Genomic DNA, 25,137 nt, shown 5'->3' on the forward strand with positions numbered 1-25,137 from the left:
TTGCCAACATTTTGAGCGCCAAGCGCATTTAAGGTCAAGGTAAAATGTATAAATATCACTTAGACTTCATTCAAATCGGCGCCACGTGTGATGGAACACCTCATGAATCAGCTACAAAGAAAATTTAATCCGCACCGAAAAAAGCTTAAAAACCTCAGCACTCGCTTATTTAAAAGCCGTGATTTGATCTTATCTCAGACCACGCCATACGACATCGTGGCACGTTATAAGTATGCGCAGATTCGCTATTACGCTTCGCCAGATAAGCAATATAAAGAGCCGCTGGTTTTTGTTGCGCCTTTAGCAATTACCATGTCGATTTATGACTTATATCCTTATCGCTCTTTAGTGAAACATTTTCAGCATAGCGGTTTTGATGTGTATTTGGTTGATTGGGGACAATTGACCTATCAACATTGTCATTTAAATTTTATGGCTTTTATTCAGGATGCAATCCCTAATTGTATTCAACTCATTTTACAACACGCCAAAGTCGAACAAATTTCACTACATGGTTGGAGTATGGCGGGTATTTTTGCCATGCTTTATACCGCCGACCAACAAACAACTCATATTAAAAACTTGATGGTTTTGGGTAGCCCTGTAGATAGCTATGCTTCGGGGCGGGTTGGTAAACTCTTTCAACTGACCAATCAACTGATTTCTAAATATCCCAAATTGCAACATGCCTTTTATTCAGGAAAAATTCCAAAGCATTTAATTCATACACCGGGTTTAATCAATGCGATTGGTTTTAAGATTTTAGACCCTAGAGCATGGCTGGAAAGCAATAAACAGATGCTGTCGAATCTGCACGACTTACAAACCTTGCATGAAAACGCAACTTTAGCCAATTTTTTAAATAATATGATTGATTATCCGGGTGGGATTAATCAGGACATGGTATTGAATGTATGGCTGCAAAACCCACTCAAACAAGGTCATATTCAACTCAAACAACATCAGATAGACCTTAAAAATATTCATTGTTCACTTTTGGTCGGTGCGGGTGATAGCGATCAAATTGTCACTGCTGAAGCTGCTCAACCTTTATGTGAATTGACAAGTAGTACCGATGTCACGTTTACTCTTATTCCAGGTGGACATTTGGGTTTAATGTCCAGTCAAAAAAGTGCCAATGAATTCTGGCCTAAACTGACCACTTGGTTAGAACAACGATCTAGCAAAATTGCATAAAGAGAGCAAAAACATGATTCAATCTGTTGCATTTATTGGCTTAGGCGCAATGGGCTACCGCATGGCAGCCCATTTACCTAAACATTTTGATACGGTCTATGTCTGGAATCGTAACTTTGCCAAAGCCGAGCAACATGCTGCTGAATATGGCACACAAGCGGTTGAATTGGCTCAAGCGGTGCAAGCAGATATTATTTTTTCTTGCTTGCCCACCAGTACCGAAGTTGAAAACCTGATTGCACAAGTTCAACTTAAAGCAGGTTCAGTCTGGGTCGATTGCACCAGTGGCGTACCCGAAAGTGCTAAAAAATTGGTACAACAACTTGAAGCACAACAGATCGACTTTTTAGATGCACCTGTAAGCGGACAAACCATTGGTGCAGAAAATGCCACATTAACAGTCATGATTGGCGGTAAAGCTGCTGCTTTTGAAAAAGCCCTACCTGCAATTCAGGCTTTTGGTAAAGTGATTCAGCATGTGGGTGAACCTGGTGCTGGCTTTGCCGTAAAAGCGGTGAATAATATGTTAATGGCAGTGAGTTTGTGTGCTGCAGCTGAAGGTTTTACCACCTTAAAAGCACATGGCGTAAACTTAAATCAGGCCTTGCAATGCATAAATGCTTCAAGTGGTAAAAGCGCAGTAACGGAAATGATTTTGCCGCAGCGAGTACTGAATCGCGCTTTTCCAAATACTTTTGCACTCCCTTTACTGGCTAAAGACACAGGTATCGCATTAGATTTAGTCCATGAAGCAGCTTTGCCTGCACCTGTATTGGCTTTAACCCAAAGCCTGATTCAAGCAGCGAATTTAACCGCAGAAAAAGACAGTGATTTTTCCACTGCTGTGAAAATGTATGAATTATGGAGTAATATTACCCTAGAGTAAGAACTCGCCATTGAATATACAGCCATAAACCCAATAATGTGTATTAAGTGGCTAGTCACACCATCATTAAATAGAGGAAACTCTTATGAACAAGTTTAGCATTGCCGTATTTGCAAGCCTTGCAACTTTAATTGGGGCAAGTTCAACTACTTTTGCATCTGAACAAGAATGTCAGAAACTGAAAAATGACCACGATGTTATTTATGCATCTAAAGGGTTCTGCTTCAAAGACCCAGAAGCTAAAGCACGTTTTGGTAATGACAACTGCTATACAACCAAACCTAAGTTTTCTGAAAAAGAACAACAACGTCTTGACGCAATCAAAGAACGTCAAAAAGAACTGAACTGTAAATAACCGTTCTGAAATATCAAAGCTGAATTTAAGGAATCATAATGGCTTACGATGATCAAAATATTTTTGCAAGAATTCTACGTGGCGAACTTCCTGCAATTAAAGTGTATGAAGATGACCAAGTGCTTGCGTTTATGGACATCATGCCGCAAGCCGATGGTCACACTCTTGTGATTCCTAAAACGCCTGCGGTGACTTTACTGGACTTACCTGCAGATGCAGCAGCATATACCATTCAAATTGTGCAAAAAATTGCAAAAGCAATGCAGCAAGCTTTGGGTGTAGATGGTATCGTGTTAATGCAATTGTCAGGTACAAGCGCAGGTCAAACTGTCCCCCACGTGCATTTTCACTTAATTCCGACGTCGGTACATCAGCTTGGGAAACATGCTGCACAAATGGGCGACCAAGAAAAAATTAAAGCTCAAGCGGAAAAAATTAAAGCAGCGCTTTAAATATTTCAAAAATGTCATACAAAAAAAATGGAGCAGCTGCTCCATTTTTTTGCATTCAGCTTTCTTCATTCATTTATATCACCATTTATGACACTAAGATGTCGTTCCCTTTGCAATTAAGTTATTTATTTCACATATTTTTCTATAAATAAAAATGTAATCATTAAAAAAATGCGAATAAAAGTAAGTTTTTGATCTAATTTGTTCTTTTTAATAATTTTGAAATATCTCCTTAATATTACTGTCGCATTTGTAAGGAATACTTAGCACCAATAGAGAACAGCGGTAGATCAACCCTACTTCTGAACAATGTTTAGGACTAAAAACAATAGTCTGTATTGGAGCTACACATGAAAAAAACGCTTTGCGCATTAGCAGTTGGGGCAACCTTTTTAACACCAGCATTAGCGATGGCTGCTGATGTTAAAGTTTATGGTCGTGCACACGTATCTTTAGACTATCTTGATGATGGTAAAGACTATAACGAAGTTGGTCTTTCTTCTAACTCATCACGTTTAGGCTTCAAAGCTGAACAAAAATTAGAAAACGGCATGACTGTTTTTGGTCAAGTTGAACAAGAAGTTAACTTTGCTAGCGGTAGCCAAGATGGTAAAAGCGTAGACTTTGCTACTCGTGATACTTTCGTAGGTTTAAAAGGTGACTTTGGTCAAGTACGTGCAGGTCGTTTTGACAGCCCATTTAAAGTTGCTCGTGGTCCAGTGAACTTCTTTGGTGATATGGTTGGTGACATTCGTAACGTAACACGTGTTAGTGATAATAAGTTTGATGAACGAAATGAAAATACCGTTGAATATAAATCTCCTAAATTCGGTGGTGGTTTTAACGTACTTGCAGCTTTATCATTACATCCAAGCACTTCAATTCCCAAAGATGCAACGACCGGAGAAGGTCAGGACGACAATAAAGCTTACGATCTGGCTTTAACTTATAAAGAAGGTCCTGTTGACTTTGCAGCTGCTTATGAACGCTATGAAGAAAACTCTGCAATTGGCTCGGGTGAGCGTGATGGATTCCGTATCGCAGCAGCATACAAAATCACACCAGAACTAAACTTAGGTGGTTTATACCAATATCTTACACATGACTTGGAAGGTACTGCAACCAAATATGCTGATGCACAAGTATTTGGTGTAGCGGCAGACTATAAAGTAGCACCAAAGACTTATGTACGTGGTCAGGTATTCCACCGTGACGTTGACACCGAAGATGCAAACTCTACACTTTTAGCAGTTGGCGTGGAACATCGTTTAGACAAGGCTGTACGTGTATACGCAAACCTTGCAACCATGTTAAATGATAAAAATGCTGATCTTACTCCTTGGAAAGAAGGTCGTAGCTTTGGTAACTCCGTAAAAGGTGCTAAAGACGAAAACTCAACAGCTCTTTCTTTAGGTTTCCGTTACGACTTCTAAGTCTGAACCAAACTTAAAACATAAAAACACGCTTCGGCGTGTTTTTTGCATACTTAAAAAACCAAATAAAAACTAAGCCAACAAACTTGCTGGCTTAGTTTATTCAAGTCAGTTTTGCAAAGCTGAATTTTTCAATATTAACGCTTTAAAAATCCAGACACTAAATTCATCACTTGTTGAATATCATCATTCGCTTCTTGTTTGCTAGTTTGCTCACCTTGTGGTGTCAATGAATCAATAATTTGCGGCAATACTGCAGAAATCGCATTATAAATATCTTGCTTTGGCGCCTGAGTTTGCTGTGCGACCTGCTCTACATCGACATCATCAAATAAACTTTGTACTTGTTCAGCACCTACATGCGCATTTTCACCTGGGCCTGTAGACACCCAATCATCCACCTGACTGGTTAAGCCTTGTCCTTTGAGTTTATCCAAAGCACCTTGCAAGCCACCCTGTTTTTGAATCCATGCCAACACCAAAGGCAAAACTGCAATCAATAAACTTTGTGTACCTGAAGCACCTGTAGCAGAACGCTGTTGTTGCCCACCTAACTGACCTAGTACCGAACCAAGAATGCCACCCAAGCCGCCTTGCGCAGATTGTTGGTTATTACCACCAAGTTGCCCCAAAACCGAACCTAAAATACCACCCAATCCGCCTTGAGATTGATTAGATTGCTGATTCGCGCCCAATGCCTGCTTTGCTAAAATTTCAACAATATTGCTTAAATTGGTCATTTTATTTTCCTCATAATGCCCTTATGACAGCATACGAAGTTTTGACTGAATTGCGCGCTTGAAATTGTTAAATTTTGCAATATCCTAAATTTATGTGAATTAATTATCATTATTAGAATTTTGTGATCGTAATTCAGCACTTACCAGCGGAATTTATCCCAATTTTCAGGGTTTGCCCAAAACTTAGAATTAAACCAATCAGGCACGTGCTTATAAGTCAAAATATTAAATTGCCATAAGCACAAATGATGCTGCTCAAAGCGATGTTCAATCAATTGCGTAAAACCAAGTGCTCTAAGCAATTGCTCATCTTCACGTGCAGCAATTACCACAATACGCTTTGCCAATAAATCACGTAGCTTTACCAAAATTTGCGAGGTATGTTGTGGTGTCTGCGCAGCAAAATCGGCAGCATCTAAAAATACAACTGCCAAATCAAAACGTTGGGTAAAAGGCAGATTTAAAAATGCCAATGCGCTAAAATACTGCCATTGGATAGTTGGCTGCTCATCAGCCGCTTGATTGTTATACTTCGGGCTTGCTTCAATATTTTGCCCTATACACAATGCAGTAGAAATTGGCTGTTGTTGAGATAAATCATCAATTAATGCTTGAATTAAACGCATTTCAGCCATCACTGCATTCCTTCATTTTCGAGAGAGTATTCTTATGGAACTACAAGGCATTTGCCATAAAATGCACGCAGGTCTTAAGGACCATAGTGTAACTGATGAACAGGTACACAAGGCAAATGTTGAATATAAATTTATTCTAGACCGTGCAGAAATTGACCTGCCTTTTCAGCTTGGGCAAGAACTTGAACTGGAATGGACGGGCAATATTTATTGTGTTTCTTGTGGTGTGAAAACACCAAAATCCTATTCGCAAGGACATTGTTTCAAGTGTTTTAAAACCAAAGCATCTTGCGATATGTGCATCATGAAGCCTGAGACCTGTCACTATCATTTAGGTACCTGTCGTGAAGATAGTTTTGCTCAAGAAGTCTGCTTTCAACCGCACATCGTATATTTAGCCAACTCAAGTGCTTTAAAAGTGGGAATCACCCGTTTAGGTCAAATGCCAACACGTTGGTTAGATCAGGGCGCAACCCAAGCCTTACCAATTATGAAAGTCGGCTCACGTCGTTTATCTGGGCATTTAGAAGTTATGTTTGGTACACAAGTCGCAGATAAAACCGACTGGCGCAAACTACTCAAAGGCGAAGCAGAGCCTCTAAACCTGATTGAAGTGCGGGAACAACTAATTGAAGAATTTGCACCTAAAATTCAGACCATTCGTGATGAGTTTAGTCAAAACCTTGAATTCAACGAAACGGTAGAGCTTTTAGATCAGGAACTTCCGCGTGAATTTGTGTACCCTGTAGAACAGTATCCTGAGAAAATTAAATCACATAACTTAGATAAAACCCCAATCATTCGCGGCAAACTGCAAGGAATTAAAGGGCAATACTTAATCTTGGATACAGGTGTCATCAACATTCGTAAATACACAGGTTATGAGCTAAAAATTCGCGCTGAATAAATCTTGAAACTGCTTGTCTAATCATTTTAAATGCACAAAAAAACCAGCAAATTTGCTGGTTTTTTTGTAGATGTTCATCACTTATTTGATTTTCGCTTTCGATTTCAAATATTGCGTATAGTCATCTAGCTCTTGTTGAGCACGTAATTGTTGATACAACTGCGCTAACTCTTTCAGTTGCTCAGGCGTTAAAGCATTCGATGTAGTATCGTTTACATTTGATACAGCTACCACCACCAATTCATTTGGTATAGATGCGGTTGTTACTGACCACATACCATCTTTAGGCGCAAGCACACTAAATGCAGCACGTTCAATTTCACGCTTTAACAAACCATCTGCACGGGTGAATGTGCCTGCATTTTCAAAACGGATTTGGTTTTTCGCCAAAACGGTCGCTGCAGGTTGAGTTTTAAAGGCATCCAACGCAGCTTGAATATCTTTTTTCGCTGCATCAAAGGCTTTTTTCTCAATCAGTTTAGCTTTTACGCGGGGTGTTGCTTCTTCTAAAGTTTGCACACCTGCGGCATGGTAATTACGCACTTTAACCCATACCACATCGCCATTGGCTAAAGTAATGTTACTCGATGCGTTGCGATCGCCATTTTTCACATCATCATTAAACAATTTAACTTTGACAGGTGGCTGGCTTAAAACAGGATGCTGCGCCGCCAAAGTTAAACCATTAACAGATTCGACTTTGGCCGTTTTCACTTCTTCTGCCACAACATCTAAAGCATCACTACTCACCACCAATTCATTTAAGCTGTTGATGGTATCGGTATACGCATTTTCAGTTTTGGCTTTTTGCAACTCAGCCGTTAAACGTGCTTTTTGAGTTTCAAATGCAGGGACTTGAACTGTAGCACCTTCTGTTTGTATCACATGATAGCCATATTGAGTTTTAATCGGCTGTGATACTTCACCAGATTTCAAGCTACCCACGGCTTTGTCAAAGGCATCGCCAAATACGCCTGCTTCATAACCTGCAACCTCACCACCTTTGGCTTTAGACTCAGGATCATCCGAATACTTTTGTGCAGCTGCAGTAAAGCTTGTACCTTGCTTAATTTCAGCTGCGGCTTGCTCTGCAAGTTTTTTAGCTGCGGCATCATCACGCGCATCGGTGGTGATTAAAATATGCTTCACTGTCGGTACAGCAGCACCTTTTTGAGTTTCGACAAACTTTTGATAAGCCTGTTGTAACTCTGCGTCAGTGACAGCCGTATTTGCAGGTGCAATATTGGCTGGAGTCACCACAATGTAATCGACATCAACGCTAGCAACCTGTTTAAAGGCATTGGCGTGCTGTTCATAATACGCAGCAATCTCTTGTGCATTTGTGGTGATGTTTTTCTTGTAGTCATCTAACTTAATGCTAGATAAATGCAAAGTACGTTCCTGGGTTTGTAAATTGGCAATTTGCTGAATATCAGCCGGGCTAACTAAAGCATAATCGGTAAAGCTAGCACTCAGCATTTTTAACGCATGGTCTTGGCGTAAATTTGCCACAAGCGCCTGATTGGTCATGCCTACAGATTGCAGATAGTTCGCATACAAGCTTTCAGAAAACTTGCCATCTTGTTGGAAATTCGGTTGCTGTGCAATCATTTGTTCAATTTGTGCATCGCTCAAAGAAATCCCTAATTTCTCAGCTTGTTGTAATAACAAGGTACGTGCAACCAACGTATCTTTGGCTTTGTTTTGAATATAATTTTGATTCAATAGTGTTTCATCACCATTGGTATAGGCCAAGTATTGTTCTTTCAAGGAATTGGTCAGATTATCTAATTCTCGTTTTGAAATTTGCTGACCATTGACTGTTTGTGCAGTGTCTTCAGACTGACCTCCACTAAAATATCCTTCAATACCTACAAGTGCTAAAGGGGTCAAGAACAAGACGAGCAAAACTTTGCCCAACCAACCCTTAATAACTTTACGAAAAGATTCCATAAGTATTCCAATATTTTATTTGTGCGAGATTTTAACTGAAAACCCTCAACGAATGAATGCGTTGAAGCCGTTTATTGACATTATTAATAAAAAACGCGCCAATTGGCGCGCTTTCTTGGCATTTTAAAAGATTATGCTACTGAATCTTTTAAACCTTTACCCGCTTTAAAGCTTGGTACTTTGCTTGCTTTAATTTCAAGTGTAGCACCTGTTTGTGGGTTACGACCTGTGCGAGCAGCACGCTCTTTCACATTAAATGTACCAAAACCAACGAGGGTTACAGTATCACCCGCTTTAAGCGCTTCAGTAATAGAAGCAATTGTTGCGTCTAAGGCCTTACCTGCATCAGTCTTAGACAATCCCCCTTTCTCTGCAATTGCATCGATTAATTCTGATTTATTCATGAAAATTACGTCCTCTTAATATCGTTTATTTAAGGTCCAGAGATTTAATTTAAATTACCGTAACGCCTTTATAGCAATGCTTTGAGGGTAAAAGCAATACTCCCTGCACGCTTTTATGCAAAATAAATGGTAAAAACGATGGAACTGTTAGCCTCTATTCAGTTTTGCCCTAAAATACCCGATGTATAATAAAGCAACATCCTTTAAGCCCCCCTTTCCACAGAATTACTTTTTCGCAACATCTTCTTTTAATTGTTTATTTTCTTCAATCAACGCATCGACTTTGGCATGTAATTGCAGTACCAATTGCTCCAAATGTTGTAGGTCTTTTGCTGTCACCAAGCCAATTCTATTTAAAGAATGATTGACGCTATGGTCAATTAAACGCTCAACTTTATCTTTAGTATCAATGACCGACTCTTTGGCTTTTTCAGACACTTTTTCAACTGTTTGATCGGCAATTTCTGTAGTTTTAGATTCTAATTCCTCACCCACCTTGACCAGAGAGTCAAACAATTTATTGCCTTCTTCTTCTGCGCGTGAAAATGCACCTAAACCTGCTAGCCAAATTTGCTTGGTATATTTACGAAAATCGAGTGATGATTTACGTCCTGAGCGTAATTTATCTTTATTTTTCAATGTGGTTTCTGATTCAAGCAAATGCTCTTCTACGCTATCCGTCGTTTTTTCCATGAACCTCTCTCCTGCTTATTTTATGCGCACATAAATGTAATAAACCTACAAAATGCTTTCATAATAGCAAATTAAATACTTGATCGTTTTGCTAAACTGTTCTACAAAGCAAGATTATTCGCTGCGCTTCTTAGAATGTATTCTCAACGAAGCGCAAAACAAGGAATTCAACTTTAGATTTAGGGACTTGATTTTATGAGTGATTCGCAACAAAGACAAAGTAATCCACATTTGTTGCTGACCATGCTCATGATTGTGCTGGAAACAATTTTTAGCTTTATTCTAAAACATGATCGTGTGGTCGCTTTGCAGGCTAAAAAGTTTGTCGACCAGAAAATCACCATTAAAATTAATAGCTATATTCCTTATTTCGACATTTACGTGGAATTCAATCCAAACGGCATCTTATTTGACAGCAAAGCACCTGAACAAGCTGTCGATTTAGATGTGCGCACCACCCTCATAGATTTATTTAAAATCTTTATTTTAGGTAATCGTCGCAGTATTAAACACATGCGTATAGATGGTGACATTACCCTTAAAGATGAGTTTCGTGATCTAATTTTGCATTTTAGTGCACCCAAAGTTTTAGCTGACTGGAAACAATGGCTGAAAGAAGCACCGCAAGAACAAGAAGTGATTGGTTCTAAAAAGCGCATTGCCCCACTTTTAGACAAAATTGATGAACAACGCTCTAAGATCAACACCCTACAAGTTGAGCTTAAACAGCATAAAAACCGTATTCGTCGGATTGAACGTCGTCAAAAGCGCATTAACATCGTCTTTGGTGTAATAACAGTACTATTAATTACGTTATTAGTGTATAATTTATGGATCGTTTAAACGCATTAAAATATCAAGAAAAACAGCGTAAATCCTCGCGCACAATATCACAATAAAATACTTGACTAATTTAGTCGGGATTCATAGAATACCCATATCTAGTCTAATCATGTGTATCGAATCATGCGCTTAACAACTCGCGGTCGCTACGCAGTGACTGCTCTACTTGATTTAGCTTTGCAGCCAACTGAACAAACGATCACGCTTGCTGAAATTGCAGCCCGTCAAACTATTTCTGTTGCTTATCTTGAGCAGTTATTCGCAAAACTTAAGCGCCACGGCTTAGTGTCTAGTGTTCGCGGTGCTAACGGTGGTTACCATTTAGCACGTAGTGCAAATGAAATCACTGTGCTAGAAATCATTGAAGCCGTAAACGAAACTGTTGATGCAACGCGTTGCGACCATAAAGGCAACTGTCAAAATGGTGCAATGTGCTTGACTCACGACTTATGGCAGGAACTCTCCCATCATATTGCCGACTATCTCGCTAAAATCTCACTTGCTGATTTAGTTGCGCGTGACAACGTACAAACTGTTGCCATTCGCCAGAACACAGCACCGTTTGATTCAGCTCTGTTATCGGTTACAGGTATTTGACATGAAACGTCCAATTTATCTTGACTACGCAGCAACCACTCCTGTAGATCCTCAAGTTGCAGAACGCATGATGGAGTGCCTGACTTTTGATGGGACTTTCGGTAATGCCGCTTCTCGTTCGCACGCTTATGGCTGGCAAGCAGAAGAAAAAGTTGAATATGCACGTGAACAAGTTGCGAACTTGATCAAAGCAGACCCACGTGAAATCGTGTGGACTTCTGGTGCAACAGAATCAGATAACCTTGCACTAAAAGGCGTAGCACAATTCTATTCGTCTAAAGGCAAACACATTATTACCTCTAAAATTGAACACAAAGCCATTTTAGATACCTGCCGTGAGCTTGAATCTGAAGGTTTTGAAATCACGTACTTAGAGCCACAACCACAAACAGGTTTAATTACACCTGAAATGGTTGAAGCGGCAATTCGTCCAGACACAATTTTAGTGTCGTTGATGATGGTCAATAACGAAATTGGTACGATTACCGATGTCGCTGCAATTGGCGAAATCACCCGTGCCAAAAAAATCTTCTTCCACGTTGATGCTGCGCAAGCTGCAGGTAAGGTAGAAATTGATTTATCTACCTTAAAAGTAGACTTAATGAGCTTCTCTGCACACAAAATCTATGGCCCTAAAGGTATTGGTGCGCTATTTGTACGCCGCAGTCCACGCGTACGCTTAAAAGCACAAATGCATGGTGGCGGTCATGAGCGTGGCATGCGTTCAGGCACACTTGCAACCCACCAAATTGTAGGTATGGGCGAAGCATTTGAACTTGCAGGCAAAAACTTGGCTTCTGAACAAGCCCGTTTACGTGTATTGCGCGACAAACTTTGGAATGGCTTGAACACCATGGAACAAGTTTTCCTGAATGGTCACCCAACACTAAACGTAGCCAACTATTTAAACGTCAGCTTCAACTTTGTTGAAGGTGAATCTTTAATGATGTCTCTTAAAGATGCTGCGGTATCTTCAGGTTCTGCGTGTACTTCAGCGACTTTAGAGCCATCTTATGTATTACGTGCACTAGGTCTTTCAGACGAACTTGCACACAGCTCAATTCGTTTCAGTTTTGGTAAATACACTACTGAAGAAGATATTGATCATGTCCTAACTGTGACTAAAGCTGCTGTTGAAAAGTTACGTGAACTTTCACCGCTTTGGGATATGTATAAAGAAGGGATTGACCTTTCTAAAGTAGAATGGACTGAACACTAATTCATCCCAAATCTAATGGCTTTGACAGGAAGCCATTAGATTGATAAAGGTAATTTCACCCCCATATTTATATTAAGGCTGACCCCGAGGTTTGGAGAAGCGACATGGCTTATAGCGATAAAGTAATTGATCATTACGAAAACCCTCGTAATGTTGGCGTTTTAGACAAAAATGCTGAAAACGTTGGTACAGGTATGGTGGGCGCACCTGCATGTGGCGATGTAATGCGTCTGCAAATTCAAGTGAATGACGAAGGCGTGATTGAAGAAGCACGTTTCAAAACTTATGGTTGTGGTTCTGCCATTGCTTCAAGTTCTTTGGTTACTGAGTGGCTTAAAGGTAAAACTTTAGATGAAGCACAAGCGATCAAGAACATTGATATTGCTACCGAACTTGCCCTTCCACCAGTGAAAGTACACTGCTCTGTATTGGCAGAAGATGCAATTAAAGCTGCTGTAGAAGACTATCGCAGCAAAAAGACCAAAGCTTAATTTGCTAAGTTTTGTGGAAAAACAAACGGAGTTTTCATGATCAATTTAACTGAAAATGCTGCAACTCATATCAGCAATTACTTAAAGAATCGCGGTAAGGGTCAAGGTATTCGCGTTGGTGTGAAAACTTCAGGCTGTTCTGGTTTGGCTTATGTACTCGAATTTGTAGATGAAGTCGATACGCACGACCAAATGTTTGAACAGTTTGGTGTTAAAGTTTTCGTTGATCCGAAAAGCCTAGTTTACCTAGATGGCATGGAAATGGACTATGTCAAAAATGGTTTAAACGAAGGTTTCGAGTTTAACAACCCCAATAAAAAAGGTGAATGTGGCTGCGGTGAATCGTTCACGGTATAACGCCACCTCCCTCTTTTTAGCTTAAAACAGTGTACAATACACTGTTTTAATTGCATTTATGCAGCCAATTTTGCACACTAATTGCGGATTCCATCTCCCATGAATCATTTTGAGTTGTTTAATCTTCCTGTTGCACTCGATATTGATTTCGCTACTTTAAAAGCTGAATTTTTAAAGCTACAGCAGCAATATCACCCCGACAAAGCCGAAGACAAAGATCAAGCCTTGATTAAATCTAGTAAAATTAATCAGGCGTTTAAACAACTCTCTGCGGTAGACAGTCGTGCTGCATATTTACTCTCATTGAAAAAGCAAGATTATCATCTCGATCAATCCATCCATGACTTTGAATTTTTACAAGATGCCTTGGAAATTCGTGAGCAATTGGATGATGCCAACTGTGCCGATGACTTACAGTCATTAAAGTTTGAAGTACAACAGTGGGTTGATGGCTTAGTCCGTGAATTTAAAATTGACTATGCCGAAGAAGATTGGGCAGAAGCGCGTGACACTGTGCGTAAATTACGCTTTTTTATGAAAGTTATGGCTGACCTAGACAAAGCTGAAGATCGTTTCCTTGATGATGACAGTTTTGATTTAGACGATGATTTTTAATTTTAGTTTGTATTTTAATATTTAACGGGCAAAGGATTTTACATAATGGCGCTCTTGCAAATTGCAGAACCAGGTCAATCAAGTGCACCGCATGAACATCGCATTGCGATTGGCATTGACTTAGGCACCACTCATTCATTGGTTGCCACAGTTCTTTCTGGTAAAGCTAAAGTCTTGCATGATGAGCAAGGTCGCGTGCTACTGCCTTCTATCGTCCATTATGCAGCGCAAAATACACATTATGGCAATGCTGCTGTGCCATTTATCACTACAGATCCTAAAAACACCATTGTTTCAGTCAAGCGTTTTATGGGTCGTTCTAAAGCTGACATCAAATTTCAACATCCATATACGTTAGTGGGTGAAAACAATCAAATGCCTGCGTTTGAAACAGCTCAAGGACGTAAAACGCCTGTTGAAATTTCTGCAGAATTGCTTAAACAACTCAAAGACCGTGCAGAAGCCAGCTTACAAAACCCTGTAAATGGTGCAGTGATTACTGTTCCTGCTTATTTTGATGAAGCTCAACGCCAAGCCACACGTGATGCTGCCGAGCTTGCAGGTTTAAAAGTATTGCGTTTATTGAATGAACCGACTGCAGCAGCGGTTGCCTACGGTTTAGATCAAGACACCAACTTGGCTCAAGACCGTAACTATGTGATTTACGACTTGGGCGGTGGTACGTTTGACGTTTCTATTTTACGTTTCTCTCAAGGTGTTTTTGAAGTTTTAGCCACAGGCGGCCACACTGCTTTAGGTGGTGATGACTTAGATCGTCTGATTGTAAAATGGGCAAAAAAACAGCTGAATATTGAAAGTTTAGATGATGCAGAATATGCACACTTTATTGTGTCTGCACGTAAAGCCAAAGAAGCGCTCAGCAATGCAGAAAGTGTTGAATTAAAACTGTTAGAGCACACGCTGCAATTAGACCGCGCAAACTTTGAAAGTATTATTCAGGTTGCTTTAGATAAAACCATTAGTGTATGCAAACGTGTATTACGCGATGCCAAACTTGACCTAGATGACATTCAAAATGTAGTTTTAGTTGGTGGTTCAACACGTTCTTATGCCGTGCAAAAAGCTGTTCGTGAAGTATTTAATCAAGAACCATTATGCACAATTAACCCAGATGAAGTGGTTGCAATTGGTGCATCAATTACCGCCAATCAACTAATTGGTAACAGCAAAGATGGTTCGTTGCTATTAGACGTTACCCCACTGTCTTTGGGTTTAGAAACCATGGGCGGTTTGGTGGAACGCTTAATTTCACGCAATACTGCAATTCCTGTAGCACGTCGCCAAGAATTTACCACTTATCAAGATGGCCAAACTGCCATGTTGATTCATGTGGTACAAGGTGAGCGTGATTTGGTAGAACATTGTCGTAGCTTAGGTCGTTTTGTGCTACACGGTATTCCACCAATGACTGCGGGTCAGGCACGCATTGAAGTTACGTTCCAAGTCGATGCTGATGGCCTGCTCAGTGTTTCTGCTAAAGAAACCACTTCTGGTGTGACTGCAAATATCGACATCAAGCCATCTTATGGTTTATCTGAAGCAGATACCGAGCGTTTGCTGCTAGATGGTTTCAAATATGCAGAAAAAGACAAGCAATTGCGTCATTTGCATGAAACCAAAGTTGAAGCACAACGTGAACTTGAAGCTTTACAACAAGCCTTAAAAGTAGATGCACAACTATTAAGCCCAGAACAATTAGAAGCTTTAAATACTGCCAAAGCGCAGTTGGAAGCCGAATTGACTGGACAAGACATTAAAGCCATTGAACATGCTGTTGAACAGCTTAAAATACACAGTGATGCTTTTGCTGCAATTCGTATGAATCAACATATTGATGCAGCACTTAAAGGCACTAAACTCGACGACTGGTCAAACTCAAACTAATTTAAGGTAAAGATTATGCCACGTATTAAAGTACTTCCACATGCGCAATTCTGCCCAGAAGGTGCTGAGTTTGAAGTCGAACAAAATGCCAACTTATGCGAAAGCTTACTTGAAAATGGCATTAAAATTGAACATGCTTGCGATATGTCTTGTGCATGTACCACTTGCCACGTTGTTGTTCGTAAAGGCTTTGACAGCCTAGAAGAAATGGATGATGTTGAAGCTGACTTATTAGACCGTGCTTGGGGTTTAGAGCCTGATTCACGCTTATCTTGTCAGGTTAAAGTGGTCAATGAAGACTTGGAAGTCGAAATTCCAAAATACACCATTAACCATGCTTCAGAAAATCATTAATCATAAAATGATGCTAATTCTAAAAAACTGCGCTACGGCGCAGTTTTTTTTATTGCACAACTTTAGATTTAAAATTTTTGAGGATTTAAAAGTTAAACGAGATCTACATTATAAGAAAAATTTTAGTGTTTTTCAGGAATATGAGTTTTGGCAATTTCTTCAACAGGTGGATGTTCAATCACTTCATCTTCAAGATTAAGTTTTACAATGCCCTGTGAGTTGGTCAGCTTTTGCTGCGTTTGAATTCTTTTAATCATTTTTTCTAATACGGTAATTAGCTCAGGATATTCAAAATTCTGCACTTCATCCAAATTAAGCAACAAATGAAAACCTTTATATTCGTAGTCAAACCAACGCTGATAATCCGACTTGCTGGCCGCATATTTTTCCATCACTTGCCAAGTTTTTACAGGACCTTGAATCCCCTTTAAAAAGATCGGTGCTTTCGGAGCACACAAATAATCATTTTTAATCAGTTTATAAGTGTCATCTGAAAGTAAAATTTCATCAACTTCGGCCGCACTTTGCAAACGCGCAGCTAAGTTAGCATCACGCCCAACAATGGTATATGCCATCCGATGTGCTGCACCGTAGTTCCCAACGTGGCAATATCCAGTACTGATACCCATACGAATATGTAAAGGCGGATAGCCCATTTTGACCCAACGTTCGCGTAACAATTTCATTTGCTGACGCATCGCAATAGCCATCTCTACACAAGTTTTAGCATCTTGTTCAACACCTTGCGTATTTGGATCACCAAAGAAAATTAAAATCGCATCACCCATAAACTTATCCACCGTCGCTTCATATTGCTTGGCAATTTCGGTCATGTGGCTTAAATAATCATTGAGCAGGAATGCTAAATCATCTGGAATTAGTGTTTCAGAAAGTTCAGTAAAGCCTTGAATATCAGAAAAGAAAATCGTCATTTTTTTACGTTTATATTCAATTTTCGCTTCCGACTCACCTTTCATAATCGATTGCCACAACTGCAAAGGTGCATAGCGACTAAGCTGATTCGCAAATTCCATATAGCGGTTCATTTGTGTGTAGTAATGGTCTTTCTTTGCCGTGGTATAGCGGATACGACGTGCCTGATAGGCACTGCCCATGCCAAAGTAAAAGATCATACATAAAAAGGCTAAAATCGTAAGTTCGGTACTGCTTTGTTCAAAATATTCGTTAAAACCAAAAATAAAAATATTACAAAAATAAAAAACTGTGACCGCCAATAAGGATGCCAATGCCACCAAAAAGAAAGAAACTTTAATATAAATGGCGGTATATAGCAGCGCAAATAAAGCGGCAAAAGTAAGTACCAAATTCAGATGTACCGCAGACAAACATACTGCGACTACCACAATATCAATAATAAACAGGATATTACGCTTGGCTTGATGACTATATTTATATTGCAGCCAACGCGAAAATTTAGGAATTATCAGTAATAAAAAAGTAAGAAAAAACGGAAGGTAAATTTGATAATTGGTATCGGCGTAGGTGTAGTGATAGACCACCATAATCAGGGATAAACTTGCATACCCGACTAAACGATGCAGAAATTCGAATTGTTTGGGATCTCTTTCCATCCAATTGTACATGAACACCGCGGCCTACTCCAATCTAGGATTAAAAAGCCACGCATCCTGCGTGGCAATTCATTTCAATTAATCCATTCGCCAGTCAAATGGCATATCGCCTTGACCACGCAGAGCAAGCATCAAGGTTTGACGCATGTGAGCCAAAACTTCATTGCTGTATGGTACAGCTGGCGTACCCCAAACTGGTTTAGGCCAAGCCACATCATTTTGATAACGCACGACGTGATGAAAATGCAATTGTGGAACCATATTACCTAAAGCCGCCACATTCATTTTATCGGCACGGAATACACGTGATAATTGGCTAGATAACCAGCTAGATTCACGTAAAAATTGTTCTTGGTCTGCCTGGCTTAATTCGTATAGTTCTGTAACCCCTGGCACACGTGGAATTAGAATTAACCAAGGGAATTGCATATCATTCATTAAACGACATGTTGACAGAGGAAAGTCGCCTACAAAAAAAGTATCTTGAGCAAGTTGTGGATGCAAACTAAACATATCTTTATAAATGACGCAAATTGTAATGATGGGTAATACTATCACATCCCTAGTGAACTGAGTATGATTCCCATCATGTTTCGATGTAAATAAAGTGCAATTTTAACCAAATTCATCATGAATAATATTCATTATAGAATCAGAGGTTTCTTAGCAAATATTCATAAATTTACCGATATGATATTTGGATCAATTTGCATTTTTAAACTCAGCTGTGCAAAGTTTTTAGCAGGCTGTTTAATAGATCGGCAATAAATTGAATCCGCTTTTCAGCTTCCTCCAACATCACCATCACTTTTAAACGCTGTCCACCATCCATACGGAAATAGGTCGGATGTTTTTGCATCATTTGGATGATACTCATGGCTTGCACAGGTGTATCTGGTGAAAATTCAATATGACCGCTATTTGTACCAATATCAATTTTAGTGATGCCCAACTGCTCTGCTTTTAAACGCAGTTGGTGCACAGCAAACAATTGTTTCACTGCTTGTGGCGGAATACCAAAACGGTCAATCAATTCCATACGAATATGATCAAGCTTTTCTTGAGTATCGGTATTACTAATGCGTTTGTAGAACAATAAGCGCTGATGCACATCGCCCAAATAATCATCTGGAATTAAAGCAGGCATGTGCAGGTTGATTTCCGCAGTTAAAGACAATGGCGCATCGAAGTTAGGAGTTTTACCCTTTTGAATGGCTTTGGTGGCTTTTTCCAGCATTTCCATATACAGGCTATAACCAATAGCTTGCATTGAACCGCTTTGTTGCTCACCCAGTAATTCGCCCGCACCACGAATTTCCAAGTCTTCGGTTGCCAGCATAAAACCTGCACCCAAAGTTGAGGCACGCTGAATCGCATCCAAGCGTTTTTCAGCATCGCCTTTTAAGCCCTTAATGGAAGGTACCAGCAAATACGCATAAGCTTGGTGATGCGAACGTCCGACACGACCACGTAGTTGGTGCAACTGCGCCAATCCGAGTTTATCTGCACGTTCAATTAAAATGGTATTGGCATTTGGAACATCAATCCCTGTTTCAATAATGGTTGAGCAAACCAACACGTTATATTCTTTATGATAAAACTGCTGCATGACTTGCTCTAATTCACGCTCGCGCATTTGCCCATGCGCAACTGCAACCCGCGCTTCTGGTACCAATTCACGAATGGTTTCAGCACTACGCTCAATGGTTTCCACTTCATTATGCAGGAAATACACCTGACCACCACGTAACAATTCACGTAAAATGGCTTCTTTCACCGTATCGCCTGTATGCTCTTGCACAAAGGTTTTGACCGCTAAACGGCGTGCAGGTGGTGTGGCAATAATGGATAAATCGCGCATACCGCTAAATGCCATATTTAAGGTACGTGGAATTGGCGTTGCGGTTAAAGTCAGCATATCCACATCGGCGCGCAGCGCTTTAATACGTTCTTTGTCACGCACCCCAAAACGATGTTCTTCATCGACAATCATTAAACCCAACTGCTTGAACTGAATATTTTCTTGCAGAATTTTGTGCGTCCCAATCACAATATCGACTTTGCCTTCAGCTAAATCTTCAATGGTTTTTTGATGAGATTTGCTTGAACCAAAACGCGATAAGACTTCAATACGCACAGGCCAGTCGGCAAAACGGTCTTTAAAAGATTCATAATGCTGTTGTGCCAACAATGTGGTCGGAACCAATACCGCGACTTGTTTATTATTCTGTACCGCGACAAATGCAGCCCGCATGGCGACTTCGGTTTTACCAAAACCAACATCACCACAGACCAAACGATCCATTGGTTTTGCCAGTTGCATGTCATGTAAAGTCGCTTCAATTGCATTGGCTTGGTCTAGGGTTTCTTCATAAGCAAAGCCACTGGCAAATTGCATATAAAGACTATGATCCAACTCAAAAGCAAAACCTGGTTTAGATTGACGACGTGCCTGAATATGCAGTAATTCTGCTGCCACATCGTGAATTTGTTCCAACGCTTTGCGTTTGGCTTTATTCCATGCATCTGTGCCTAATTTATGCAAAGGCGCAAGGTCTGGGTCACCACCGCTATAACGGCTGATTAAATGCAAATTGGTAACAGGTACATACACTTTTGCAGCATCGGCATAATCAAGTTGTAAAAACTCATGCTCTTGCTCATCAATATTTAAAGTAATTAAACCTGCATAACGCCCTACGCCATAATCAATATGTACCACAGGTGCACCAATCCTTAACTCGGTCAAACTGCGAATTAAAAACTCTTCAGAAACTTCCTGCTGACGTTTACGACGGCGCTGCACCACACGATGTTCATACAACTGATTTTCTGAGATTACACTCAATTGATCTTGAATGACCAAGCCGCGATCTAAAGGTGCATTGGTAATCGCAATGGCTTGTAAAGACTGCTGAAATGCCTCAAAACTCTCCACTTGTGGAATTTCACCCAAAGCGGCACGCAACGCATCTTTTAAGGTTTCACGACGACCTGCACTTTCTGCCACCAATAAAACAGGATGATTGGCCGCATCAATATATTGCTTAACGGCATGAAAGGGTTGTTCTTGTTTAGGATCAACCGCCAAACGTGGTGGTACAAGTGTGCTTAAGTTCACTACACCTGCTTTTTGCTCAAAAGCTTCGGGCGATGCAATCACACGTCCAAATTGATTCAGTTGTTCTAATAATTGATTTGGTTGTAGGAATAATTGCTCAGGCGGCAAAATCGGCTGGTCGATGTTATGACGTCTGTCCTCATAACGATACAGCACATCTTTCCAAAATTGAGTTAAACAGTCATCCACCGCCTTATCTGTAATGACAATGCAATGCTTTGGTAAGTATGAAAGTAATGTATTTTGACCTTCAAGCTGTGCTTGAGTGAAGAATAACGGAAAATAAAACTCTAAACCAGGCGATGCAATGCCTTCTAACACATCCTGATACACAGGGTTCTTTTTCGGGTTTGCCGTTGGGAAACTTTCTGCATAGCGGTCACGGAAAATCGCACGACCTTCTTTTAATGGAAATTCTTTGGCGGGTAAAACCGTAAAATTCTGCAAACTTTGGGTGGTACGCTGCGTTTCTGGATCAAAAAACTTTAAGGTTTCAACTTCATCATCAAATAAATCAATACGGATGGGTGCTTCCTGTCCCGAAGCATAAATATCCATAATACTGCCACGCACAGCGAATTCACCATGATCATAGACTGTATCGACCAGATGATAGCCTGCTTGTACCAAACGCTGTTTTTGTTGTTCCAAAGCAAACTTTTGCCCAACACGAATATCGAAATGCTCGCCTAACACCCATGAGGTTGGTGCAACACGTTGTGCCAAAGTGGTTGCCGAAACCAACAATACACCTTGCTGCGGCATATTGGATAAAATCGCCAAACGCTCCGACACAATATCTTGATGCGGTGACAAGCGGTCATAAGGCAAAATTTCCCAATCGGGGAAAATAGTCGGTTTTACCCCGTAAAATTCTAATTCGCTTTCTAACTGCGCCAAATGTTGTTGATTGCGCGCGACAATCACAAATAAATGCTGATTCTGCTGACCAATTTCTTTAAATAATAATGCTGCGGCAGAACCTTGTAGATTACCAATCCAGCGTTTTTCGCCAGCTTTCAGTTGTGCTAAATTGAGTTGGGAAATTTCGTGTTGGAACATGTATATAGCTTTAGGGTCTAAACAACATGGGGCTTATACTAGCACGATGAATTGACGGTTTTACGTAATTTTTTTCATCCACCATTACAGCGTATTTAATTGCAAAATTTTATAAAACAGCGAGCTTTAAAGTTTGATACACACGCCTCTTTACTTTTGATCACGTAAAAACTGTCGATAATAATCATTCAATTTTTTAACAATCGCTTTAAATTCCAGTAAGTTTTCTTCGGTATTACCAAGCATTGTGTTAAAACGCTGTTGCGCAATTTCCAGATCAATTTTTTCATTGATAATCATAGCTGTAGAATACAGCTGTGCCAAATCATCAAACTGCTGCATACGGCGGTTGGATAAATAATTTAAACGCTCTGCCAAAACATCGTTAAGCAAAATACCATCGACAATATAGCCTTGTTCCGCATCCCATTGAATATTCTGTGCTTCTAAATAGGCAATTTCTTCGAGATTGGCTTTATTTTTAAACAACCCTGTAAGTTTGCTGAACATTTTGAACCTATAAATTGGCGAAATCAAAGTGAATGCTGCAGAGTTTAAATGCTTCACTAAAATAGATGCAACTGATCAGGGTGATTTATGCTCCCCTGATGTTATAAGTCAGTGTTTCAACCCCACTTTGCTTAGGCTATTTATAATGATGCATATTTTGCATCCTGCCAAATGCAAAAAAGCATCTTGAAGATGCTTTTATAACAATCAAAAAATGACTTAAAGCTTATTTGCCATAAGTTTGCTGTAAATACTTCACAATCTTGGCCGATTCAAAAAGCTGAGTCTGGGTATTTGGATCGATTAAAAATGGGACTTGAATATTATCACCCATAACTTTTAATACCTGCTCACGCTTACCACCTGCCAGTGGCACATATTTACCCAGTTTTAAACGTAATTTTGCCAAGCCTTGATCTTGCCAACGCTCTTTGGCTACATTATGAAATTTGAATGGCAACTCCAGTTCAGTCAATACACCACGTACTACACGTGTATAAGGACTTCCCTCAAAACCCCACAGTTCAATCAGTTGTTCAGGTGCAGCGCGCTCTACAATTTTCTGGTTAATCCACACACCACGTGCACCATTCAATAACGTGCCTGCAAGTGCAACATAAGGAATTTTAGGAAAATGCGCGTATTTTTTTGGCGTTTTTCCACTTTTGCCATAATGTTTGAATAAATGATGAATGATCTGCTGTGATTCATAGAGCTGATCACCTGTATTTTCATCAATTAAAAATGGAAACTGAGTTTTACCACCCAGTTGTTTCACCAAAGGTCGATATTTTGTGCCGCCTTTGGGGCATGGATAAACCTCATAATCCAAATTTAACAAGGTCATGACTTCGCGTACACGACGGCAAAATGGTGAACCTTCAAACTCATATAACTTTAAGGCTTTTTCGGGTTGCTTGGGAAATGCTGTCCCATTCACACCGCGCCCACCTTCGGTAAGCATAGATGCCATTGCCTGAATGACTTTAATTTGATGATGCACCATTTTGTTTTCCTTGTGATGTGCTCAGCAATTTGATGGCTGTGCCATCAAACCGCTTATAAATCGACCAATTTTCCCTTTGCCACAATAATACCGTTGTTATCGGCATAGACATAATCGCCCGAATTAAAAGTGACTTGTCCAAAATGCAAACTCACATCTACTTCACCCACGCCTTTGCGGTTACTTTTTTGTGGAATTGAAGCCAAAGCATGTACGCCTAAATCAAGTGCTGCAATTGCATCGACATCACGTACACAGCCGTAAATAATCACGCCATTCCAGTGATTTTTCACTGCGGATTCAGCAATCAAGTCACCCATTAAGGCACAGCGCATAGATGCCCCACCATCTACCACCAAAACTTTGCCTGTGCCATCGGTTGCCAATAACTCTTTTACACGTGAGTTATCTTCAAAGCATTTTACAGTCACAATTTGACCACCAAAAGTTTTACGTGCACCGTAACTTTTGAAAAATTTACCATCCAAAGATGGAGTCACCACTTGAAGGTCATGTTCTGGATGGTCATCTAATAAGTCACAAGTTACGAATGGTACTGTAGACACGTTGTTCCCCTTTTACTTGGTTTTTTGTATTTGTAAATTATCATAAATTTGAAATTTATGAATTTGCGATTGCGCTGCCTCGACCATAGTATGAGCCACTTGCGTAGCACTTACTGGCTTATATGTAAAATGATCGGGAATAAATCGTGATATTTTAAGATACAGCTTTTGTCCTAAATCTTCTAAACGCCGTTGTTCGTTGCGCTCACCCAATAATAAAGATGGACGCAAAATTGATACTTTGTCTAAATCCAAACTTTCAATATATTGTTCTAGCTCACCTTTGACACGATTATAAAATACGGCTGATTTGGCTTCTGCTCCCAAAGCACTGACCAATATGTAATGCGTACCCTTCGCCTGCAATAATTCGGCAAAATGTGCATTGATGGTATAGTCCACAGCATAAAATCCCTGCTTTGAGCCTGCCTTTTTTAAGGTTGTGCCTAAACAACTGAATGCATGACTATAACCGCTCACATCTTCATCATTGAGCAATAAAAAGTCTTCGAGGAGTAACGTCTGGACTTTTTCTAAGCGATTTAATTCCGAGCAAGGTCTACGCAAAACAACGGTGATATTTTTACATTCAGGCAGCTGATTAAGCTGTTTGACCAATTGCTGCCCAACTAAACCATTCCCACCAATTACAATTGCATTTTGAATAGAATTTGTCATTTTTTAAACAATCTCTGAGGCTTAAAGCTAATCTACCTGTTTCTTTCTGATTTTTCTGCAGCTAAAATGTTGTCAAAGCATGTCAAGACTTGACTTAACTGTCTAGTTTCATCAAAATATGGCACTTGTTTACGGGCTGGTGATAATTCTTCTGATGTTGGTTTTCGGAAGTAATTGCAGCCCGCCCAGACCAATCTATTTCAAGGAGTGCACGAGTGGCAAACTCTGCTCAAGCTAGAAAACGTGCTCGTCAAAACGTTAAAGCACGTAAACACAACGCAAGCTTACGTTCTATGGTTCGTACTTATTTAAAACGCACAATCGCTGCTATTGCTGCAGGTGATTATGCGGTTGCTACTGAAGCTTACAAAAAAGCTGTTCCAGTAATTGACCGTATGGCTGATAAAGGCATCATCCATAAGAACAAAGCAGCTCGTCATAAGAGCCGTTTAAACGCTCAAGTTAAAGCTTTAGCTTCTAACTAAGTGTTAAACAAAAGAAGCCCTTTAAGGGCTTTTTTTGTGCCTGCTGTTTCGATAATTTATCAAATTAAGCAATCTTTAGTT

Annotated in this window: 27 protein-coding genes; 15 read left to right on the forward strand and 12 right to left on the reverse strand. The window is 40.0% G+C overall.

The genetic code is table 11. From position 1 onward, the window contains the following. Positions 1-102 precede the first annotated feature (102 nt). The 5 genes from FTU92_RS10335 to FTU92_RS10355 all read left to right on the forward strand — a co-directional run bounded on the left by FTU92_RS10335 (position 103) and on the right by FTU92_RS10355 (position 4,323). A complete protein-coding gene (locus FTU92_RS10335) occupies positions 103-1,197 on the forward strand; it encodes an alpha/beta fold hydrolase (RefSeq protein WP_131261453.1) in 1,095 nt (364 codons plus the stop codon). Between the two features lie 13 nt (positions 1,198-1,210). Next, on the forward strand, positions 1,211-2,083 hold the full coding sequence (locus FTU92_RS10340; protein WP_096901444.1) for an NAD(P)-dependent oxidoreductase: 873 nt from the start codon (positions 1,211-1,213) through the stop codon (positions 2,081-2,083). Between the two features lie 85 nt (positions 2,084-2,168). Next, the gene (locus tag FTU92_RS10345) at positions 2,169-2,438 is read left to right on the forward strand and encodes a YARHG domain-containing protein (protein ID WP_004976631.1); all 270 of its coding nucleotides are present in this window, start codon (positions 2,169-2,171) and stop codon (positions 2,436-2,438) included. 38 nt (positions 2,439-2,476) lie between these two features. Then, positions 2,477-2,890 carry an HIT family protein gene (locus FTU92_RS10350; protein ID WP_178867793.1) on the forward strand — a complete coding sequence of 138 codons (414 nt, stop codon included), beginning with the start codon at positions 2,477-2,479 and terminating at the stop codon, positions 2,888-2,890. A gap of 350 nt (positions 2,891-3,240) precedes the next feature. Further along, entirely contained in the window at positions 3,241-4,323 is a 1,083-nt protein-coding gene (locus tag FTU92_RS10355; RefSeq protein ID WP_004976633.1) for a porin, read from the forward strand. A 137-nt stretch (positions 4,324-4,460) separates the two neighbouring features. Here the strand turns inward: FTU92_RS10355 and FTU92_RS10360 are convergent, their stop codons facing one another. Both FTU92_RS10360 and FTU92_RS10365 read right to left on the reverse strand, forming a co-directional pair. Continuing rightward, on the reverse strand, positions 4,461-5,063 hold the full coding sequence (locus tag FTU92_RS10360; protein ID WP_180096198.1) for a YidB family protein: 603 nt from the start codon (positions 5,061-5,063) through the stop codon (positions 4,461-4,463). Between the two features lie 140 nt (positions 5,064-5,203). Beyond that, complete coding sequence (locus FTU92_RS10365; RefSeq protein ID WP_004976635.1) at positions 5,204-5,698, reverse strand: DUF6231 family protein; 495 nt, start codon at positions 5,696-5,698, stop codon at positions 5,204-5,206. Positions 5,699-5,732: 34 nt separating this feature from the next. Between FTU92_RS10365 and FTU92_RS10370 the strand changes: the two genes are divergently transcribed. After that, on the forward strand, positions 5,733-6,605 hold the full coding sequence (locus FTU92_RS10370) for a DUF2797 domain-containing protein (RefSeq protein WP_180062423.1): 873 nt from the start codon (positions 5,733-5,735) through the stop codon (positions 6,603-6,605). Positions 6,606-6,686: 81 nt separating this feature from the next. On the opposite strand, the gene FTU92_RS10375 is transcribed toward FTU92_RS10370, so the two are convergent. The 3 genes from FTU92_RS10375 to FTU92_RS10385 form a co-directional block, all read right to left on the reverse strand. Further along, on the reverse strand, positions 6,687-8,558 hold the full coding sequence (locus FTU92_RS10375; protein ID WP_180096200.1) for a SurA N-terminal domain-containing protein: 1,872 nt from the start codon (positions 8,556-8,558) through the stop codon (positions 6,687-6,689). A 131-nt stretch (positions 8,559-8,689) separates the two neighbouring features. Further along, positions 8,690-8,962: an HU family DNA-binding protein gene (locus FTU92_RS10380; RefSeq protein ID WP_004976639.1), complete on the reverse strand. Its 273-nt coding sequence runs from the start codon at positions 8,960-8,962 to the stop codon at positions 8,690-8,692. 225 nt (positions 8,963-9,187) lie between these two features. Then, on the reverse strand, positions 9,188-9,655 hold the full coding sequence (locus tag FTU92_RS10385; protein WP_004976642.1) for a phasin family protein: 468 nt from the start codon (positions 9,653-9,655) through the stop codon (positions 9,188-9,190). 195 nt (positions 9,656-9,850) lie between these two features. On the opposite strand from FTU92_RS10385, the gene FTU92_RS10390 reads away from it, so the two are divergent. The 8 genes from FTU92_RS10390 to fdx all read left to right on the forward strand — a co-directional run bounded on the left by FTU92_RS10390 (position 9,851) and on the right by fdx (position 16,036). Continuing rightward, entirely contained in the window at positions 9,851-10,498 is a 648-nt protein-coding gene (locus FTU92_RS10390; RefSeq protein ID WP_004976643.1) for a hypothetical protein, read from the forward strand. Positions 10,499-10,621: 123 nt separating this feature from the next. Further along, entirely contained in the window at positions 10,622-11,095 is a 474-nt protein-coding gene (locus FTU92_RS10395; protein WP_004976645.1) for an Rrf2 family transcriptional regulator, read from the forward strand. A gap of 1 nt (position 11,096) precedes the next feature. Beyond that, positions 11,097-12,314 (forward strand): IscS subfamily cysteine desulfurase, encoded by a 1,218-nt coding sequence (locus FTU92_RS10400; protein ID WP_004976647.1) that lies wholly within the window; start codon positions 11,097-11,099, stop codon positions 12,312-12,314. Positions 12,315-12,418: 104 nt separating this feature from the next. Further along, entirely contained in the window at positions 12,419-12,805 is a 387-nt protein-coding gene (gene iscU, locus FTU92_RS10405; RefSeq protein ID WP_004976649.1) for a Fe-S cluster assembly scaffold IscU, read from the forward strand. 36 nt (positions 12,806-12,841) lie between these two features. Further along, positions 12,842-13,162 (forward strand): iron-sulfur cluster assembly protein IscA, encoded by a 321-nt coding sequence (iscA, locus tag FTU92_RS10410; RefSeq protein WP_004976650.1) that lies wholly within the window; start codon positions 12,842-12,844, stop codon positions 13,160-13,162. Between the two features lie 99 nt (positions 13,163-13,261). Continuing rightward, positions 13,262-13,777, forward strand: coding sequence for a Fe-S protein assembly co-chaperone HscB (hscB, locus tag FTU92_RS10415; protein WP_180096202.1), 516 nt, complete (start codon positions 13,262-13,264; stop codon positions 13,775-13,777). A gap of 45 nt (positions 13,778-13,822) precedes the next feature. Beyond that, positions 13,823-15,682 carry a Fe-S protein assembly chaperone HscA gene (hscA, locus tag FTU92_RS10420; protein ID WP_180096204.1) on the forward strand — a complete coding sequence of 620 codons (1,860 nt, stop codon included), beginning with the start codon at positions 13,823-13,825 and terminating at the stop codon, positions 15,680-15,682. A gap of 15 nt (positions 15,683-15,697) precedes the next feature. Then, positions 15,698-16,036: an ISC system 2Fe-2S type ferredoxin gene (fdx, locus tag FTU92_RS10425; RefSeq protein WP_004976656.1), complete on the forward strand. Its 339-nt coding sequence runs from the start codon at positions 15,698-15,700 to the stop codon at positions 16,034-16,036. Positions 16,037-16,158: 122 nt separating this feature from the next. Here the strand turns inward: fdx and FTU92_RS10430 are convergent, their stop codons facing one another. The 7 genes from FTU92_RS10430 to FTU92_RS10460 form a co-directional block, all read right to left on the reverse strand. Continuing rightward, the gene (locus tag FTU92_RS10430; RefSeq protein ID WP_004976658.1) at positions 16,159-17,640 is read right to left on the reverse strand and encodes an adenylate/guanylate cyclase domain-containing protein; all 1,482 of its coding nucleotides are present in this window, start codon (positions 17,638-17,640) and stop codon (positions 16,159-16,161) included. A 66-nt stretch (positions 17,641-17,706) separates the two neighbouring features. Beyond that, a complete protein-coding gene (locus FTU92_RS10435) occupies positions 17,707-18,141 on the reverse strand; it encodes an HIT domain-containing protein (RefSeq protein WP_004976660.1) in 435 nt (144 codons plus the stop codon). Between the two features lie 208 nt (positions 18,142-18,349). Beyond that, positions 18,350-21,811 carry a transcription-repair coupling factor gene (mfd, locus tag FTU92_RS10440; protein ID WP_180096206.1) on the reverse strand — a complete coding sequence of 1,154 codons (3,462 nt, stop codon included), beginning with the start codon at positions 21,809-21,811 and terminating at the stop codon, positions 18,350-18,352. A gap of 150 nt (positions 21,812-21,961) precedes the next feature. Continuing rightward, on the reverse strand, positions 21,962-22,321 hold the full coding sequence (locus FTU92_RS10445) for a hypothetical protein (protein ID WP_004976663.1): 360 nt from the start codon (positions 22,319-22,321) through the stop codon (positions 21,962-21,964). A 226-nt stretch (positions 22,322-22,547) separates the two neighbouring features. Then, positions 22,548-23,327, reverse strand: a complete 780-nt coding sequence (locus FTU92_RS10450; RefSeq protein ID WP_179997451.1) for a glutathione S-transferase N-terminal domain-containing protein — start codon at positions 23,325-23,327, stop codon at positions 22,548-22,550. A gap of 53 nt (positions 23,328-23,380) precedes the next feature. Then, positions 23,381-23,893, reverse strand: coding sequence for a ribonuclease E activity regulator RraA (gene rraA / locus FTU92_RS10455; RefSeq protein WP_180096208.1), 513 nt, complete (start codon positions 23,891-23,893; stop codon positions 23,381-23,383). A gap of 12 nt (positions 23,894-23,905) precedes the next feature. Further along, positions 23,906-24,571 (reverse strand): NAD(P)H-binding protein, encoded by a 666-nt coding sequence (locus FTU92_RS10460; protein WP_004976668.1) that lies wholly within the window; start codon positions 24,569-24,571, stop codon positions 23,906-23,908. A 215-nt stretch (positions 24,572-24,786) separates the two neighbouring features. On the opposite strand from FTU92_RS10460, the gene rpsT reads away from it, so the two are divergent. Further along, on the forward strand, positions 24,787-25,056 hold the full coding sequence (rpsT, locus tag FTU92_RS10465) for a 30S ribosomal protein S20 (RefSeq protein ID WP_004976669.1): 270 nt from the start codon (positions 24,787-24,789) through the stop codon (positions 25,054-25,056). Positions 25,057-25,137: the final 81 nt, after the last annotated feature.

The organism is Acinetobacter sp. YH12205 (assembly GCF_013418125.1).
Taxonomy (GTDB): domain Bacteria; phylum Pseudomonadota; class Gammaproteobacteria; order Pseudomonadales; family Moraxellaceae; genus Acinetobacter; species Acinetobacter towneri.

What these genes read in the sequence shown, in the direction of transcription:
- FTU92_RS10335 (WP_131261453.1), top strand. Translation starts at nt 103, where the DNA reads ATGAATCAGCTACAAAGAAAATTTAATCCGCACCGAAAAAAGCTTAAA.
- FTU92_RS10340 (WP_096901444.1), top strand. Translation starts at nt 1,211, where the DNA reads ATGATTCAATCTGTTGCATTTATTGGCTTAGGCGCAATGGGCTACCGC.
- FTU92_RS10345 (WP_004976631.1), top strand. Translation starts at nt 2,169, where the DNA reads ATGAACAAGTTTAGCATTGCCGTATTTGCAAGCCTTGCAACTTTAATT.
- FTU92_RS10350 (WP_178867793.1), top strand. Translation starts at nt 2,477, where the DNA reads ATGGCTTACGATGATCAAAATATTTTTGCAAGAATTCTACGTGGCGAA.
- FTU92_RS10355 (WP_004976633.1), top strand. Translation starts at nt 3,241, where the DNA reads ATGAAAAAAACGCTTTGCGCATTAGCAGTTGGGGCAACCTTTTTAACA.
- FTU92_RS10360 (WP_180096198.1), bottom strand. Translation starts at nt 5,063, where the DNA reads ATGACCAATTTAAGCAATATTGTTGAAATTTTAGCAAAGCAGGCATTG.
- FTU92_RS10365 (WP_004976635.1), bottom strand. Translation starts at nt 5,698, where the DNA reads ATGGCTGAAATGCGTTTAATTCAAGCATTAATTGATGATTTATCTCAA.
- FTU92_RS10370 (WP_180062423.1), top strand. Translation starts at nt 5,733, where the DNA reads ATGGAACTACAAGGCATTTGCCATAAAATGCACGCAGGTCTTAAGGAC.
- FTU92_RS10375 (WP_180096200.1), bottom strand. Translation starts at nt 8,558, where the DNA reads ATGGAATCTTTTCGTAAAGTTATTAAGGGTTGGTTGGGCAAAGTTTTG.
- FTU92_RS10380 (WP_004976639.1), bottom strand. Translation starts at nt 8,962, where the DNA reads ATGAATAAATCAGAATTAATCGATGCAATTGCAGAGAAAGGGGGATTG.
- FTU92_RS10385 (WP_004976642.1), bottom strand. Translation starts at nt 9,655, where the DNA reads ATGGAAAAAACGACGGATAGCGTAGAAGAGCATTTGCTTGAATCAGAA.
- FTU92_RS10390 (WP_004976643.1), top strand. Translation starts at nt 9,851, where the DNA reads ATGAGTGATTCGCAACAAAGACAAAGTAATCCACATTTGTTGCTGACC.
- FTU92_RS10395 (WP_004976645.1), top strand. Translation starts at nt 10,622, where the DNA reads ATGCGCTTAACAACTCGCGGTCGCTACGCAGTGACTGCTCTACTTGAT.
- FTU92_RS10400 (WP_004976647.1), top strand. Translation starts at nt 11,097, where the DNA reads ATGAAACGTCCAATTTATCTTGACTACGCAGCAACCACTCCTGTAGAT.
- iscU (WP_004976649.1), top strand. Translation starts at nt 12,419, where the DNA reads ATGGCTTATAGCGATAAAGTAATTGATCATTACGAAAACCCTCGTAAT.
- iscA (WP_004976650.1), top strand. Translation starts at nt 12,842, where the DNA reads ATGATCAATTTAACTGAAAATGCTGCAACTCATATCAGCAATTACTTA.
- hscB (WP_180096202.1), top strand. Translation starts at nt 13,262, where the DNA reads ATGAATCATTTTGAGTTGTTTAATCTTCCTGTTGCACTCGATATTGAT.
- hscA (WP_180096204.1), top strand. Translation starts at nt 13,823, where the DNA reads ATGGCGCTCTTGCAAATTGCAGAACCAGGTCAATCAAGTGCACCGCAT.
- fdx (WP_004976656.1), top strand. Translation starts at nt 15,698, where the DNA reads ATGCCACGTATTAAAGTACTTCCACATGCGCAATTCTGCCCAGAAGGT.
- FTU92_RS10430 (WP_004976658.1), bottom strand. Translation starts at nt 17,640, where the DNA reads ATGTACAATTGGATGGAAAGAGATCCCAAACAATTCGAATTTCTGCAT.
- FTU92_RS10435 (WP_004976660.1), bottom strand. Translation starts at nt 18,141, where the DNA reads ATGTTTAGTTTGCATCCACAACTTGCTCAAGATACTTTTTTTGTAGGC.
- mfd (WP_180096206.1), bottom strand. Translation starts at nt 21,811, where the DNA reads ATGTTCCAACACGAAATTTCCCAACTCAATTTAGCACAACTGAAAGCT.
- FTU92_RS10445 (WP_004976663.1), bottom strand. Translation starts at nt 22,321, where the DNA reads ATGTTCAGCAAACTTACAGGGTTGTTTAAAAATAAAGCCAATCTCGAA.
- FTU92_RS10450 (WP_179997451.1), bottom strand. Translation starts at nt 23,327, where the DNA reads ATGGTGCATCATCAAATTAAAGTCATTCAGGCAATGGCATCTATGCTT.
- FTU92_RS10460 (WP_004976668.1), bottom strand. Translation starts at nt 24,571, where the DNA reads ATGACAAATTCTATTCAAAATGCAATTGTAATTGGTGGGAATGGTTTA.